Source organism: Xanthomonas sp. NCPPB 3569 (assembly GCF_041475645.2).
Classification (GTDB): Bacteria; Pseudomonadota; Gammaproteobacteria; order Xanthomonadales; family Xanthomonadaceae; genus Xanthomonas; species Xanthomonas phaseoli.
Genome location: NZ_CM192969.1, coordinates 1580162 through 1593768 on the forward strand (window position 1 = coordinate 1580162; position 13607 = coordinate 1593768).

The 13607-nt window shown below is 60.9% G+C and carries 13 protein-coding genes and 2 pseudogenes; 10 read left to right on the forward strand and 5 right to left on the reverse strand.

The window, feature by feature from the left end:
* Window positions 1-230: 230 nt before the first annotated feature.
* The 3 genes and pseudogenes from ACCQ03_RS06740 to ACCQ03_RS06750 form a co-directional block, all read left to right on the forward strand.
* Window positions 231-419: pseudogene (locus ACCQ03_RS06740) on the forward strand (integrase core domain-containing protein); the annotation flags it as partial.
* A 44-nt stretch (window positions 420-463) separates the two neighbouring features.
* Complete coding sequence (locus ACCQ03_RS06745; protein WP_209227406.1) at window positions 464-880, forward strand: SymE family type I addiction module toxin; 417 nt, start codon at window positions 464-466, stop codon at window positions 878-880.
* A gap of 86 nt (window positions 881-966) precedes the next feature.
* Window positions 967-1596: a hypothetical protein gene (locus ACCQ03_RS06750; protein ID WP_150145947.1), complete on the forward strand. Its 630-nt coding sequence runs from the start codon at window positions 967-969 to the stop codon at window positions 1594-1596.
* A gap of 257 nt (window positions 1597-1853) precedes the next feature.
* Here ACCQ03_RS06750 and ACCQ03_RS06755 read toward each other — a convergent pair.
* Both ACCQ03_RS06755 and ACCQ03_RS06760 read right to left on the reverse strand, forming a co-directional pair.
* A protein-coding gene (locus tag ACCQ03_RS06755) for an IS5 family transposase (protein ID WP_412566710.1) occupies window positions 1854-2824 on the reverse strand; the annotation gives its coding sequence in 2 pieces (ribosomal slippage) (window positions 1854-1963 and window positions 1963-2824; 972 coding nt in all).
* A 344-nt stretch (window positions 2825-3168) separates the two neighbouring features.
* The gene (locus tag ACCQ03_RS06760) at window positions 3169-4140 is read right to left on the reverse strand and encodes an IS5 family transposase (protein WP_372359820.1); all 972 of its coding nucleotides are present in this window, start codon (window positions 4138-4140) and stop codon (window positions 3169-3171) included.
* Between the two features lie 295 nt (window positions 4141-4435).
* Here ACCQ03_RS06760 and ACCQ03_RS06765 point away from each other — a divergent pair, with 295 nt between their 5' ends.
* From ACCQ03_RS06765 to ACCQ03_RS06795, 7 genes and pseudogenes are all read left to right on the forward strand, one after another.
* Complete coding sequence (locus ACCQ03_RS06765; protein WP_081023053.1) at window positions 4436-4843, forward strand: hypothetical protein; 408 nt, start codon at window positions 4436-4438, stop codon at window positions 4841-4843.
* 207 nt (window positions 4844-5050) lie between these two features.
* Window positions 5051-6022, forward strand: coding sequence for an IS5 family transposase (locus tag ACCQ03_RS06770; protein ID WP_150147813.1), 972 nt, complete (start codon window positions 5051-5053; stop codon window positions 6020-6022).
* A gap of 747 nt (window positions 6023-6769) precedes the next feature.
* Window positions 6770-7198: pseudogene (locus tag ACCQ03_RS06775) on the forward strand (XVIPCD domain-containing protein); the annotation flags it as partial.
* Window positions 7199-7340: 142 nt separating this feature from the next.
* On the forward strand, window positions 7341-7742 hold the full coding sequence (locus tag ACCQ03_RS06780; RefSeq protein ID WP_237377015.1) for a hypothetical protein: 402 nt from the start codon (window positions 7341-7343) through the stop codon (window positions 7740-7742).
* 218 nt (window positions 7743-7960) lie between these two features.
* Window positions 7961-8299: a hypothetical protein gene (locus ACCQ03_RS06785; protein ID WP_080995422.1), complete on the forward strand. Its 339-nt coding sequence runs from the start codon at window positions 7961-7963 to the stop codon at window positions 8297-8299.
* A 3-nt stretch (window positions 8300-8302) separates the two neighbouring features.
* Entirely contained in the window at window positions 8303-9169 is an 867-nt protein-coding gene (locus ACCQ03_RS06790) for a DUF6973 domain-containing protein (protein ID WP_150145950.1), read from the forward strand.
* Between the two features lie 252 nt (window positions 9170-9421).
* Window positions 9422-10509, forward strand: a protein-coding gene (locus tag ACCQ03_RS06795) for an IS3-like element ISXcd1 family transposase (protein WP_223842567.1) whose coding sequence is annotated in 2 segments (ribosomal slippage) — window positions 9422-9674 and window positions 9674-10509 — 1089 coding nt in all. Because the reading frame shifts where the segments join, the coding sequence is not laid out codon by codon here.
* Between the two features lie 415 nt (window positions 10510-10924).
* On the opposite strand, the gene ACCQ03_RS06800 is transcribed toward ACCQ03_RS06795, so the two are convergent.
* From ACCQ03_RS06800 to cheY, 3 genes are read right to left on the reverse strand one after another with little or no spacing between them, the layout of a single operon-like run.
* Window positions 10925-12583, reverse strand: coding sequence for a chemotaxis protein CheA (locus tag ACCQ03_RS06800; RefSeq protein ID WP_209226997.1), 1659 nt, complete (start codon window positions 12581-12583; stop codon window positions 10925-10927).
* Between the two features lie 2 nt (window positions 12584-12585).
* The gene (locus ACCQ03_RS06805; RefSeq protein ID WP_017154802.1) at window positions 12586-13212 is read right to left on the reverse strand and encodes a protein phosphatase CheZ; all 627 of its coding nucleotides are present in this window, start codon (window positions 13210-13212) and stop codon (window positions 12586-12588) included.
* Window positions 13212-13604, reverse strand: coding sequence for a chemotaxis response regulator CheY (gene cheY / locus ACCQ03_RS06810; RefSeq protein ID WP_002813536.1), 393 nt, complete (start codon window positions 13602-13604; stop codon window positions 13212-13214). Before cheY ends, ACCQ03_RS06805 begins: the two co-directional genes overlap by 1 nt.
* Window positions 13605-13607: the final 3 nt, after the last annotated feature.

The following is a 13607-nucleotide window of genomic DNA, read 5'->3' on the forward strand; positions in this document are numbered from 1 at the left end:
TCCGGTGACGGCCGGGCTATAGCGTTCGCCACGACGACACTGTCGTGTGTGCGCGGTTGTTTACCGCGGGGTCTCGTCGCATGACGTCTTTCCTGTTGCGAACGCTCGCACTGTCGCTGTGGCTGGCCATGGCGTTGTCTCGCAACCTTCTTCGATCGAACTGAACTGGTCGGCGATGCTTCGCTTGACTCAGGACTTGCTGAAAGAAGTGAATCCGGAACCTTTATTTGAACCGAACATTCCGGGAAGAAGTGCCCGACCAGCACCTTTTCACCCGCCTCGACGATATCCGCGAAGCCACCCATTGGTGGATGATCGATTACAACGAACAGCGGCCCCATGACTCGCTCGGCGGCCAAACGCCCCCTGAGTACCGCGATCAACACACCAGAAGGTCTACTTTTAAGGTGTCTGCTTGACAGGGGAGCTTACGATCCATCACCCGCCATCGCCCGGAGGCGCCATGACACGCCGTCGCCCACCCATGGCATCTGCCAGCACACGGCCCACCCGCACGCGTACGCGCCCCGCGCCACCCAAGCGGGTGCAGTGGGTTGTGGTGGAACCCGACCGCACCAAGCTGCCACCGATGCTGCCGCCCGACCCGGACGCCTTCCCGCAAGGCCCCGGCACGCTACGCGCACCCCGCCGCGCCCGCCGCCCGCGCCAATGCACCGTCAGCTACACCCATTACCCCGGCGCCCACGACCACGCCGGCGACCAGCACGTGCCCCACGTCCGCCTCAGCGGCCTATGGCTGGAACAACTGGGCTTTGCCATCGGCACCAAGCTGCGCATCACCGCGAGCGAAGGGCAGCTGCTGATGGAGGTGTTGCCGCCGGGGGAGGTGCCGGCCAAGGCGCGCAGCGTGCGGCGATGATGCTGCGGCTGCCAGACCCCTTGCGATTGACCTCGGTGCCGGATGCCACTAGCGTCGCAGCCACACCAGCGCACAACGGACGCTTCATGATCGCGCGCGCCCTCTACGCCTTGCTCGCCACCCTCGCCCTGGGCGCATGCGCCCACACGGCGGCCACCCCAGCCCCGGCAACCGTCACGGAGACATCTGCCATGCGTTCCTCAGCCGATCACGTACCTGCAGATCCTTCCAAAGGTGGACCACGTACCGCGCAGGAAGCATTGGAGCGGGTACTGGAGTTGATTCGCACAAGTGCCAGCATTGAATCGTTCACTGCCGACCATGTGTCTCGAGCAATGGGCCAGTCGGTAAAGCATCGCGATGATGGTTCCGAGCGGTTCGGTGCCAGCGGAGTGCTGACCCGAGACTGGAACTACGGGTTTGGTGTCAACAAAACCGAAGTAAAGGGTGCGTGGTTCGAGTTCCTGTTCCTGCCTAACCCGCCAGAAGCCTCTCCCTCTATGTCGGATATCTGCCAGATCGACTTCGAGGCATTTGCGGCGCACCTTGAGAAAATGGGTTTCTCGCGGCAGCGCAATCTTGTCGAGGATGGACGATGGATGAGCGATATTTTTCAACGCCCAGGCATGCGCGTAGAGCTCTTCCCGCGTGGCGAGGCTGACGAACCTTTGGCGCGCACCACTCATCAGTGCGTCGAATGGGTTCAAATTCGCTAGTCCAAGGAGCGGACATGTTGAGTCAACGCGCACCCCGCCGCGCGCGCCGCCCGCGCCAATGCACTGTCAGCTACACCCATTACCCGGCGCCCACGACCACGCAGGCGACCAGCGCGTGCCCCATATCCGCCTCAGCGACTGAACAACGCGATCGGAGGATGTGGTAAGCCATATCGGTCGCGGTGACCGCGCTCAGATCCTCGGTTTTTCGCCGTTTTTGGCGCTTTTTCGGGGTATCGTCCCGATTACGGGCGCACCTACCCCGCGGCGGTAATGAACTCTTTGCGCTTCAGCCACAGATTCGACAGCGCAAACAGCATCAGCATCTGTGCGGTGTTCTTCGCCAAACCGCGATAGCGCACCTGACGTAGCCAAACTGGCGCTTGATCACCCGAAACGGGTGTTCCACCTTTGCACGCAGGCTGGCTTTTGTGTGCTCCCAGCGCTTGGCCAACTTCAGTTCGCGCTTGTTCTTAATCTGCTTCAGCTTCGAGGGCTTCTCCGCGATCAGGTAGCGCAGTTTGCGCTTGCGCTTCATCTCCTCGCGTTTCTCAAGCCCGGTGTAGCCGCTGTCCGCGCACAGCGTGTCCTCCTTGCCGTGCAGCAGCTTGTGCGCTTGTGTGATATCGGCCACGTTGGCCGCCGTGCACTCCACGTGGTGCACCAGCCCGGAGTCATCGTCCACCCCGATGTGCGCCTTCATCCCGAAGTAGTACTGGTTGCCCTTCTTGGTTTGGTGCATCTCCGGATCGCGCTCGCCATCCTTGTTCTTGGTCGAGCTGGGCGCAGCGATGATCGTGGCGTCCACGATCGTCCCGCCGCGCAAGCTCTGCCCCTTGCGCGACAGGTGCGCGTTGACCCGATTGAACAGCTTGCGCGCCAAATCGTGCTGCTCCAACAGATGGCGGAAGTTGAGAATCGTCGTCTCGTCCGGCACCTCATCCAGCCCGCCGATCTTGGCGAAACGGCGCATCGACACCGTGTCGTACAGCGCTTCTTCCGCCGATGGATCGCTCAGTGCATACCACTGCTGCAAAAAGTGGATGCGCAGCATGGTCTCCAGCCGATACGGCTGTCGCCCCGGCTGCCCCGACTTCGGGTAGTGCGGCTCGATCAGCGCCAGCAGGTCCTTCCACGGCACGACCTGGTCCATCTCGGCCAAGAACACCTCACGCCGCGTCCGCTTGCGCTTGCCGTTGTACTCCGCGTCGCCGAAGGTCAGCTGCATCGAAATCGTCTACTCGGGTCGTTGATCGATTGTGGCAGATCACGATGGATTGTTCAGAGTTTCCCTAGTGGAGGTCCCTGCAAAGCAACTTAGGGCGCGTCGCTGAGCGCCATCCGCCGCAGTCAGGTGAAGCCTGTACGCCCTTGCCGATCTTGCAAACGCAGAACCGCGTGAGGTAAGCGCTGCCGCCGCCCGATGCGAGGTCATTGACGTGTTAGGGAAGGTCTGAACAACGCGATCGGAGGATGTGGTAAGCCATATCGGTCGCGGTGACCGCGCTCAGATCCTCGGTTTTTCGCCGTTTTTGGCGCTTTTTCGGGGTATCGTCCCGATTACGGGCGCACCTACCCCGCGGCGGTAATGAACTCTTTGCGCTTCAGCCACAGATTCGACAGCGCACACAGCATCAGCATCTGTGCGGTGTTCTTCGCCAAACCGCGATAGCGCACCTTGACGTAGCCAAACTGGCGCTTGATCACCCGAAACGGGTGTTCCACCTTTGCACGCAGGCTGGCTTTTGTGTGCTCCCAGCGCTTGGCCAACTTCAGTTCGCGCTTGTTCTTAATCTGCTTCAGCTTCGAGGGCTTCTCCGCGATCAGGTAGCGCAGTTTGCGCTTGCGCTTCATCTCCTCGCGTTTCTCAAGCCCGGTGTAGCCGCTGTCCGCGCACAGCGTGTCCTCCTTGCCGTGCAGCAGCTTGTGCGCTTGTGTGATATCGGCCACGTTGGCCGCCGTGCACTCCACGTGGTGCACCAGCCCGGAGTCATCGTCCACCCCGATGTGCGCCTTCATCCCGAAGTAGTACTGGTTGCCCTTCTTGGTTTGGTGCATCTCCGGATCGCGCTCGCCATCCTTGTTCTTGGTCGAGCTGGGCGCAGCGATGATCGTGGCGTCCACGATCGTCCCGCCGCGCAAGCTCTGCCCCTTGCGCGACAGGTGCGCGTTGACCCGATTGAACAGCTTGCGCGCCAAATCGTGCTGCTCCAACAGATGGCGGAAGTTGAGAATCGTCGTCTCGTCCGGCACCTCATCCAGCCCGCCGATCTTGGCGAAACGGCGCATCGACACCGTGTCGTACAGCGCTTCTTCCGCCGATGGATCGCTCAGTGCATACCACTGCTGCAAAAAGTGGATGCGCAGCATGGTCTCCAGCCGATACGGCTGTCGCCCCGGCTGCCCCGACTTCGGGTAGTGCGGCTCGATCAGCGCCAGCAGGTCCTTCCACGGCACGACCTGGTCCATCTCGGCCAAGAACACCTCACGCCGCGTCCGCTTGCGCTTGCCGTTGTACTCCGCGTCGCCGAAGGTCAGCTGCATCGAAATCGTCTACTCGGGTCGTTGATCGATTGTGGCAGATCACGATGGATTGTTCAGAGTTTCCTTAGATTTCAGCGACACTCTTAGCGCAGGATCTAGAGAGATGCCCTTTCACCTTGGGAAATCCCATGGCCGGCAAGTTAACCAAGGACGTAATATCCTTCCTCGGGCAACGATGCTGCCGAGTGCGTTGCTGGCACTATGCACCTTTCATGCGGGATGTGCCCCGAGTACTCCACGCGATCAGTTAGCCGTAGCCGCCGCAAAGCCCTCCACTGAAACCAGGAGCAAAGACGTGACGGAACGTCTCAAGCAAGATGTGGATCGTTTGATCGCAACAGACTTCCAGGATGTCGCCGCCGTTAGTACTCAGCTCCAAGCTCAATTTGGACCACGGGACCTAGACGGAGAAAGGGAGCTTCGGGTAAGCGAGCAGGGCATGCTGGCAGGTGAAAAAGTGCAGCGTGTTGAGTTCATTAATGCGACAGATGATCCATCGCGAGGGAAGTTGGTTATCGATTTCTCGCCACCTGGCCCGAGTTTTGTGGAAGCTCCCTGGGCCGATGCTGTTCCTTATCCGCCTCGACCAGATGCGCGAGATTCCAGAGCCTATTGGGAGATGACAGTTAACAGAACCAAGGTCATCTTTGGTTTGACGGAAGACCAGTCACACCTGAGCTATGTTTCGATCAGCAAACTTTGAGATAAGTTTGTGAGTCAAGCAAGGGAAATGCATGATGGAAATTAATGAAGAACAAAAACTCCCACAGCAAAAACAGGTGGGTTCACCAACCAATGGTGTGCTACCCGCTTCTCCGCTGAAGGATCCAGCATTAGCGCCTTTAAGGAAACTCTGAACAATCCATCGTGATCTGCCACAATCGATCAACGACCCGAGTAGACGATTTCGATGCAGCTGACCTTCGGCGACGCGGAGTACAACGGCAAGCGCAAGCGGACGCGGCGTGAGGTGTTCTTGGCCGAGATGGACCAGGTCGTGCCGTGGAAGGACCTGCTGGCGCTGATCGAGCCGCACTACCCGAAGTCGGGGCAGCCGGGGCGACAGCCGTATCGGCTGGAGACCATGCTGCGCATCCACTTTTTGCAGCAGTGGTATGCACTGAGCGATCCATCGGCGGAAGAAGCGCTGTACGACACGGTGTCGATGCGCCGTTTCGCCAAGATCGGCGGGCTGGATGAGGTGCCGGACGAGACGACGATTCTCAACTTCCGCCATCTGTTGGAGCAGCACGATTTGGCGCGCAAGCTGTTCAATCGGGTCAACGCGCACCTGTCGCGCAAGGGGCAGAGCTTGCGCGGCGGGACGATCGTGGACGCCACGATCATCGCTGCGCCCAGCTCGACCAAGAACAAGGATGGCGAGCGCGATCCGGAGATGCACCAAACCAAGAAGGGCAACCAGTACTACTTCGGGATGAAGGCGCACATCGGGGTGGACGATGACTCCGGGCTGGTGCACCACGTGGAGTGCACGGCGGCCAACGTGGCCGATATCACACAAGCGCACAAGCTGCTGCACGGCAAGGAGGACACGCTGTGCGCGGACAGCGGCTACACCGGGCTTGAGAAACGCGAGGAGATGAAGCGCAAGCGCAAACTGCGCTACCTGATCGCGGAGAAGCCCTCGAAGCTGAAGCAGATTAAGAACAAGCGCGAACTGAAGTTGGCCAAGCGCTGGGAGCACACAAAAGCCAGCCTGCGTGCAAAGGTGGAACACCCGTTTCGGGTGATCAAGCGCCAGTTTGGCTACGTCAAGGTGCGCTATCGCGGTTTGGCGAAGAACACCGCACAGATGCTGATGCTGTTTGCGCTGTCGAATCTGTGGCTGAAGCGCAAAGAGTTCATTACCGCCGCGGGGTAGGTGCGCCCGTAATCGGGACGATACCCCGAAAAAGCGCCAAAAACGGCGAAAAACCGAGGATCTGAGCGCGGTCACCGCGACCGATATGGCTTACCACATCCTCCGATCGCGTTGTTCAGACCTTCCTTAATTAACTCTTCGCCCACACTTCAAGCGGGTCTTTCTCAGTTCAAGCAAGATGGCATAGGCGTTGATTGGGGTAGCGCGGGTGGAGGTACTTACCTGGATCCAGGTAAGAAAGTCGTGATTGACCAGAACGCAACTGGCAGAGGCGAACGGATCGCAAGATCACTATCGCATGAGATTGGACATCATGGGTTCGCCGAACCTAAAGATTATTCTTCCAAGCAAGCTTACGTGAACAATATGCTGCGAGGCGAGGCCGCTGCAACGCTCAGCAACGCACTCGTTCGACGTGAGATTCTGAACCACCAGGGGCCAGATATCGGTATCTCTGGGAGTGGCACGAGACCGCAGCAGTACGAGGCAATTGCAGATCAGCAAATGGCGGGCCGCATCACTCGCGATGCTGCATTGAACCAGATTGCCCAGGTCTTCAAGACGGAACAACCTTCGGTCGCTCCAAGTAAGACGTACGAGCAATATTATGGCGATTACTACGACAAACACATCGTTCCCTGGAAGCTTAAACAGGGGCGGCCAGAGCCCGGGGCCATTGGCGACATCACTACTTCTGATGTGAAGCATGGTGGACTTGCCCCTGAATCACATCCGGCCTCACCGAGGGCCGCGTTGTTGCCCTCACAGCCAGGCCATGCAGACCACGCGCTGTACCAGCAGATCAAAGATGGTGTGATGCAGCTGGACGCCCAGCACGGCAAGGAGTGGGATGGGGCAAGCCAACGCATGACGGCCAGCCTGCTTGCGCTGGCAAAAGAGGAAGGATTGTCGCGGGTGGACCATGTGGTGCTCAACAACCCAACGGCTCAGCTGGCGGGCGGCGAGAAGGTCTTTGTCGTGCAGGGCGCCCTCAACGACCCGGCGCACCAGCGTGCCCATATGCCAACCGTGGACGCTGTACAGACACCAGAGACCCAGTCGTTCGATCGCCTGCAGGCAATCAACCAGACTCAGGCCCAGGCGCGCGAACAGCAGCAGGCGCTGGAGCAATCGCAGCAAGCCGCTACCCAGGCAGGCCCGTCGATGACGCGATGAGATGTTATAGATCACTGGTACGCTGGCACTCAGAGCGGCGAAGGCTGGAGTGTGTCCGTGAGCGTAAGGGTACTTAATTGCGTGCTGGTTCTGCTCCTGGCTACAACAGGTTGCACCTTGATAGTTGCCGAGACTAGTGCTCATGAGCTGCACGATCTCTCACTCTGCAGAGTCCCGGGACTGGGAGAGCGCAGGTGTAAACCGGGCATTGAAAATCGCACCGCAGATCATCGAAGATGAAAACGGGCGCTCGTATCACTTTGATCTTGGTGGGAGAAACGGGTTGCGCTACCTGGATGCCAGTTGTGGATTCGGAGCCTATGCTGAGTGCAACTTTGAGGTTGCGTCTTCGAACGGCAGAAGTTTTGGATTTTCCGAAGTTTCGACATTCAGTCTTTGGGAGCGCGACCGAGAGTTTTATCTCGTCTACCGTGTCGTTGCCCCAAAGGAGGAGCCTGAAAGAGGCCTGCGAAGAGTCGTCAAGGTGGATGACCCACCTGTGGAGATATGCAATCAGATTGGCGACTACTTAAATCTGATGTAAACGGCCGTCGCAACGTCAATGGTCTTCTCAGCAGCTTGGAGCTTGGACATCTGGCAAAGAAGGAATCGCCACTTTTGCAAAGATGCGTACACTGCGCCCTTCTGGTAAAGACACTCCTCTACCGCAGGAAGGAGCCGCGCCATATGCCATTCGCTATCTTCCGCCCCCACGTTTCGGCAGTGGCCACAGTGGTCGTTGCCGCCTTTGCAGGATGCGCCATGACCGAGCCGCCGATTTCAAAGAAACAGTTCTCCGAGCATGTTGTGACGCTGTTGGCCGGCAAGGACTCGGCTGTGGTTGAGGCCGGGACGCTGACGGATTTCGCCTGGAAGACGTTGTGCTTCGAGCGCGACGACAGTTTGTTGCTCAAGTTCGATCAGGGCGGGGAGACATCCGTGCTGCCGCTGCCTTATGAAGAGTTCTTCGTGGATGAGGCACATGTGGCCAATTCCCTCGAGGATAGCTGCGTGACGCCATCCGATCGCATCCTGATCAAGAAGAAGTATCCGGGCTATCAAGGGCCTATCGAGTTTCAGAAGGCAGCGCAGGGAGGCTGAGCCATGGTCGATATCACCGATCCGAAGGGCGCCAAGCGTGAGATCGAGCAGGAAGCGTATCGGCACTACGAACAGTTGAGCGGCATCACCTTGGCAAAGCGTCCCGATGGCACGTTCCAGTCGCAGGGACACAATGATCAGCTCGATGCCTTCCGGCATGCGTATACCAGCGGCCGTGTCACCCAGCTCGCGTTAGGGCAGCAGTGGATTGCACGTAAGTTCGGGGATGAGGCCGAGATTGGGCCGGCCCATCCAAATGATCCTTACGAACACCGGATGGACTTGTGGAACAACGAAGCCGGCCGCCGGCTCGGCGATCAGACCGCCCGGCAGGATGCGCTTGCGCGTCAGGCATACGAGGCGCTGCGTCACGGTGATCTGGCGGCCGGTTTGAATGATCCACGCCTCAGGCAGTTGTTTCCTGACGATCCACGCCTGGCGCGCCCCCAGGGAGATCCAGAACGGGACCTTGTGACCAGCAGCGATGTTGACCGGATCAACAAGGATGTGTCGCGCTTGCAGGACCAGGCGCATGACAGGTTCCCGGACACGCATCCGGATCGTGCGTATTTCAACACCCTGCGTGGGCAGCTGCCGGCATCAGTTTCCGATACCAAAGTCGCCGAGGTGATGATCGCCGCAAAGCAGGCCGGTGTGGAACGGGTTGACCAGCTCGCCGGTGTCGTCCTGCGTGATGACCATATCTTTGTGGCTGGGAAGACGCCAGGATTTCGTGTGCAGGTAGACGCAACGACGCCGGCACCCGATATGCGCCAGAGCCTCTACATGGCCGACCAGCAGAATGCCGTCCACGCCTACGACCAAGCGCAGTCACAGGCTGCACAACATGCGCCTGCGCCTGGACGGTAGCCGGCCGGATTAACGGGGGGGGCAGGTGAACTTATCAGTCAATGAGGCTCGGCTTGCGTGGCCGATATACGGGCCTGACGCCCGCAAAGCGGGGGGTCTTGGTTCGACCCTCGCGCGGAACGCCTTGTGGCCCAGGGCGTATTGCTGCTGTAGATGAAAGCGGATGCTGGCGAGCAGTCGGTGGGTAATCCCCCCACAGGTTAGCTGACGCCAGAAGTGGAATTTTCTCGTACCCTTTTCCGAGGAGGTTCCATGAAGACATCCCGCTTCACCGACAGCCAGATCATTGCCGTCCTCAAGCAGGCCGAGGCCGGCACGCCCGTGCCGGAGTTGTGCCGGGAACACGGCATCAGCTCGGCGACGTTCTACAAGTGGCGCAGCAAGTTCGGCGGCATGGACGCATCGCTGATGTCCCAGCTCAGGGAGCTGCAGGACGAGAACCGGCGCCTGAAGAAGATGTACGCCGATGCCCAGCTCAGCGCCGACCTGCTGAAGGAGGCGATGGCAAAAAAATGGTGAGGCCATCTCAACGCCGGGAGATGGCCCGATGGGCCGTAGATGGTGGCCACACGAACATCCGGCATGCCTGCCGGACCTTTGCGGTGAGCGAGACCTGCTTTCGCTATCAAGCCAAGGCCAGCGAGGAGAACGCCCGGATTGCCGATTGGCTGGTGCGGTTGACCACAACCTATCGTGATTGGGGGTTCGGCCTGTGCTTTCTGCACCTGCGCAACGTGAAGGGCTTTGGCTGGAATCACAAGCGGGTGTACCGCATCTATCGGGAGCTGGAGTTGAACCTGCGGATCAAGCCGAAGAAGCGGCTGGTGCGCGAGCGGCCAGAGCCGTTGGCGGTGCCGGAGACGATCAACCAGGTCTGGTCGATGGATTTCATGCACGACCAGCTGGCCGACGGCCGCAGCTTCCGGTTGTTCAATGTGCTCGATGACTTCAACCGTGAGGGTCTGGGCATCGAGGTCGACTTATCGCTGCCATCGGCCCGGGTGATCCGCTCGTTGGAACAGATCATTGACTGGCGCGGCAAGCCAAACGCCATTCGCTGCGACAACGGCCCGGAGTACATCAGCGGCGCGCTGCTAGCTTGGGCACAGCAGCGCGGGATTCGGATCGAGCACATCCAGCCAGGCAAGCCGCAGCAGAATGCCTATGTCGAACGTTACAACCGCACCGTCCGCTACGCCTGGCTGGCCACAACGTTGTTCGACACCATCGAGCAGGTTCAGGACAAGGCCACGCGCTGGCTATGGACGTACAACCATGAGCGCCCCAACATGGCGCTCGGCGGTATCACGCCAGCAATGAAATTGGCGATGGCCGCCTAGCTCCACTTTTGGCGAACGCTCAAAGCGGGGGGATTACCGGTGCATGTCGAGGTCGTTGGCGCCTGTCTCACGCGGCCATCTGAGGCTTTGTTGTAGCTGCCACGGCGCTTTCTTTTTCCGGATTCAAGGCGACCGCTTCGGTGCGCCTCCAGTTTCGGATTGCAAATAACGGTTCCAGGTTCACTTCCACGGCAGCCTGGTCGTCGCCAAACCATCGCGCCGATGCCTACGCGCATGGCGGCGTAAATCGGCGGCGATGCTGCTAGTGAAACGACAACGGCCGCAGTACGCGGCCGTTGTCGTTAAATCAGCAGCCAGGATCGTCTTGACGATTCCCGATTCCCGATTCCCGATTCCCGATTCCCGATTCCCGATTCCCGAATCCGAATCCGAATCCGAATCCGAATCCCAAAAATCAATGATCGCTGGAGCGCAATCCATCCACATCCAGGATCAGCGCCATGCGTCCGTCGCCGATCAGGGTGGCGCCGGCGTAGCCGGGTAGGCCGCGCAGGGCGCGGGGTAGGGGCTTGATCACCACTTCCTCGCGGCCGCGCACCTGGTCCACCACCAGGCCGAAGCGGGTTTCGCCGGCCTGCAACAGCACCACGGTCAGCAGCGGCGGCTGTTCGGCCGGCACGCCCAGCCAGCGGCGCAGGTCGATCAGGGGCAGGGTGTGCGAGCGGCGGTCGAGCACGGCGCGGCCGTCGAACCAGCCCAGCGAGGTCTGCGGTGCGTGCAGCACTTCGACCACGCGTGCCAGCGGCAACGCATAGACCGCTTCGCCGGCCTGCACCAGCAGGGTCGGCAAGATCGCCAGGGTCAGCGGCACGCGGATCATGAAGCGGCTGCCGCGGCCCAGTTCGGACTGGATCTGGATCTGCCCGCTCAGTTCGCGGATACGGGACTGCACCACGTCCATGCCCACGCCACGGCCGGAGATGTCGGTGACTTCCGCCTTGGTCGAGAAGCCCGGCATGAAGATCAGGTGTAAGCACTCGTCGGTGCTCAGGCGGGCGGCGGCTTCGGCGTCGATCAGGCCCTTGTTGCGGGCGATCTCGCGCAGGCGCTCCGGGTCGATGCCGGCGCCGTCGTCCTGGATTTCGATACTGACGTAGTCGCCTTCCTGCTGCGCCGACAGGCGCACATGGCCGCTACGCGGTTTGCCGGTGGCTTCGCGCAGGGCCGGCGATTCGATGCCGTGGTCGATGGCGTTGCGCACCAGGTGCACCAAGGGGTCGGCCAGGGCTTCGACCAGATTACGATCGAGCTCCGTTTCGGCGCCGATCAGTTCCAGTTCCACTTCCTTGGACAGGGTGCGCGCGACGTCGCGGGCCACCTTGGGGAAGCGGGCGAACACCTTGCTGACCGGTTGCATGCGGGTGCGCATGACCGCGGTCTGCAAGCGTGCGGTAGCGATGTCCAGCGTGCTGACCGCGCGGTCGAGTTCTTCATCGCGCAGGCGGGTGCGCAAGGTCTTCAAGCGGTTGCGCGAGAGCACCAGTTCGCCGATCAGGTTGACGATGGCGTCCAGGCGCTTGGTGTCCACGCGCACGGTCTGTTCGGCTTCGGCGCCGGTCTTGGCCGCGGCCTTGCCGGCCACCTTGGGGGCGGGCGCATGCGCATCGTCGCCATGTGCGGCAGCAGCCGGCTTGGCAGCGGCCGCCTGCGGTGCGGCCTTGAGCGCCGGCGGGGCGCTCTTGGCGTCGAACTGCGCGATCAACGTGGCCGGCGCATGCGGCACGGCTTCGCCCGAGCCCATGGCATCCAGCATGGCCTGCAGATAATCCAGCGATTGTTGTGCGGCATCGAAGTGATGCGCCTGCAGCACCGCCTGGCCCGAGCGCGCCATGCCCAGGGTTTCTTCCGCGGCGTGGCACAGCTCCACCATGGGCTTGATCGCCAGAAAGCCGGCGCCGCCCTTGAGCGTGTGGAAGCCGCGGAACACCGCGTTGAGCTGGTCGGCTTCTTCTGGCGCCTGTTCCAGCGAGACCAGCTGTTCGCCGAGGCGATCCAGGATTTCCTGGGCCTCGACGATGAAATCGGCAGCAATATCGTCTGGAACAGCACTCATGGTTACAGCCCCAATCCGGACAGCAGGTCGTCGGCGTCGTCTTGCGACACCGCATGACGGTCCAGGCCCTTGATTGCAGGACCGGCAAGACCGCCGTCGTCTTTCTTCGGCTCGGGATTCTTCGGCGGCAAGCCGAGCGCACCGAAGCCTTCATGCACACGCCGCACGATGCCGGCCACGCGCCGGATGATCTGGCCGCTCAAATCCTGATAGCTCTGCGCCAGCGACAGTTCGGTCAGGTTATGGCGCATCTTTTCCAGCAGCGCGCCCTGGTCCTGATTGAGCCCGCCGCTGCGCAGCTGGTTGGCCAGCTCGCGGCATTCTTCGACCAGATCCAATGTGCGGTGGCTGGCCTTCTCGGTCATCTCCACCACATGGTCCAGGCGCGAGCAGGCATCGTCCAGCTCGCCGGCTTCTTCGGGCACGGTGGGCAGTTCGCCCAGTGCCTGGCCGAGTTCGCGGGCGAGCCGGCTCAGGCTCTGCATCATCGGGCGCGTGCGCAGGGCGGCGAGGTGATCCACCTCGCGACGCCAGGCGACCTGGTCACCGCTTTCCAGTGCATCGAGTGCGTTCTGCAGGCGCTCGATCAAGGCGGCACGTTCGGCATCGGTTTCCACGGTCGCGTTCATCAGGCGGTCGCCGCCAGACGTTCGAACACCTTGCCCAGCTTTTCTTCCAGCGTCTGGGCGGTGAACGGCTTGATGATGTAGCCGTTCACGCCGCACTGGGCCGCTTCGATGATCTGCTCGCGCTTGGCTTCGGCGGTCACCATCATCACCGGCAGGTGCTTGAGCTTGGCGTCGGCGCGGATGTTGCGCAGCAGGTCGATGCCGGTCATGCCGGGCATGTTCCAGTCGGTGACCACGAAATCGAACGGGCCGGCACGCAACGCGGCCAGGGCGCTGTTGCCGTCTTCGGCCTCTGCGGTATTGGTGAAGCCGAGATCGCCCAACAGGTTCTTGACGATACGTCGCATCGTCGAGAAGTCGTCCACGATCAGGATCCGCATGTTCTTGTTCACATC

Excerpts from the sequence above, each read along its gene's own strand:
- ACCQ03_RS06750 (WP_150145947.1), top strand. The coding sequence starts at position 967 with ATGATCGCGCGCGCCCTCTACGCCTTGCTCGCCACCCTCGCCCTGGGC.
- ACCQ03_RS06780 (WP_237377015.1), top strand. The coding sequence starts at position 7,341 with ATGAGCTGCACGATCTCTCACTCTGCAGAGTCCCGGGACTGGGAGAGC.
- ACCQ03_RS06805 (WP_017154802.1), bottom strand. The coding sequence starts at position 13,212 with ATGAACGCGACCGTGGAAACCGATGCCGAACGTGCCGCCTTGATCGAG.
- ACCQ03_RS06745 (WP_209227406.1), top strand. The coding sequence starts at position 464 with ATGACACGCCGTCGCCCACCCATGGCATCTGCCAGCACACGGCCCACC.
- ACCQ03_RS06770 (WP_150147813.1), top strand. The coding sequence starts at position 5,051 with ATGCAGCTGACCTTCGGCGACGCGGAGTACAACGGCAAGCGCAAGCGG.
- ACCQ03_RS06790 (WP_150145950.1), top strand. The coding sequence starts at position 8,303 with ATGGTCGATATCACCGATCCGAAGGGCGCCAAGCGTGAGATCGAGCAG.
- ACCQ03_RS06785 (WP_080995422.1), top strand. The coding sequence starts at position 7,961 with ATGACCGAGCCGCCGATTTCAAAGAAACAGTTCTCCGAGCATGTTGTG.
- ACCQ03_RS06760 (WP_372359820.1), bottom strand. The coding sequence starts at position 4,140 with ATGCAGCTGACCTTCGGCGACGCGGAGTACAACGGCAAGCGCAAGCGG.
- ACCQ03_RS06800 (WP_209226997.1), bottom strand. The coding sequence starts at position 12,583 with ATGAGTGCTGTTCCAGACGATATTGCTGCCGATTTCATCGTCGAGGCC.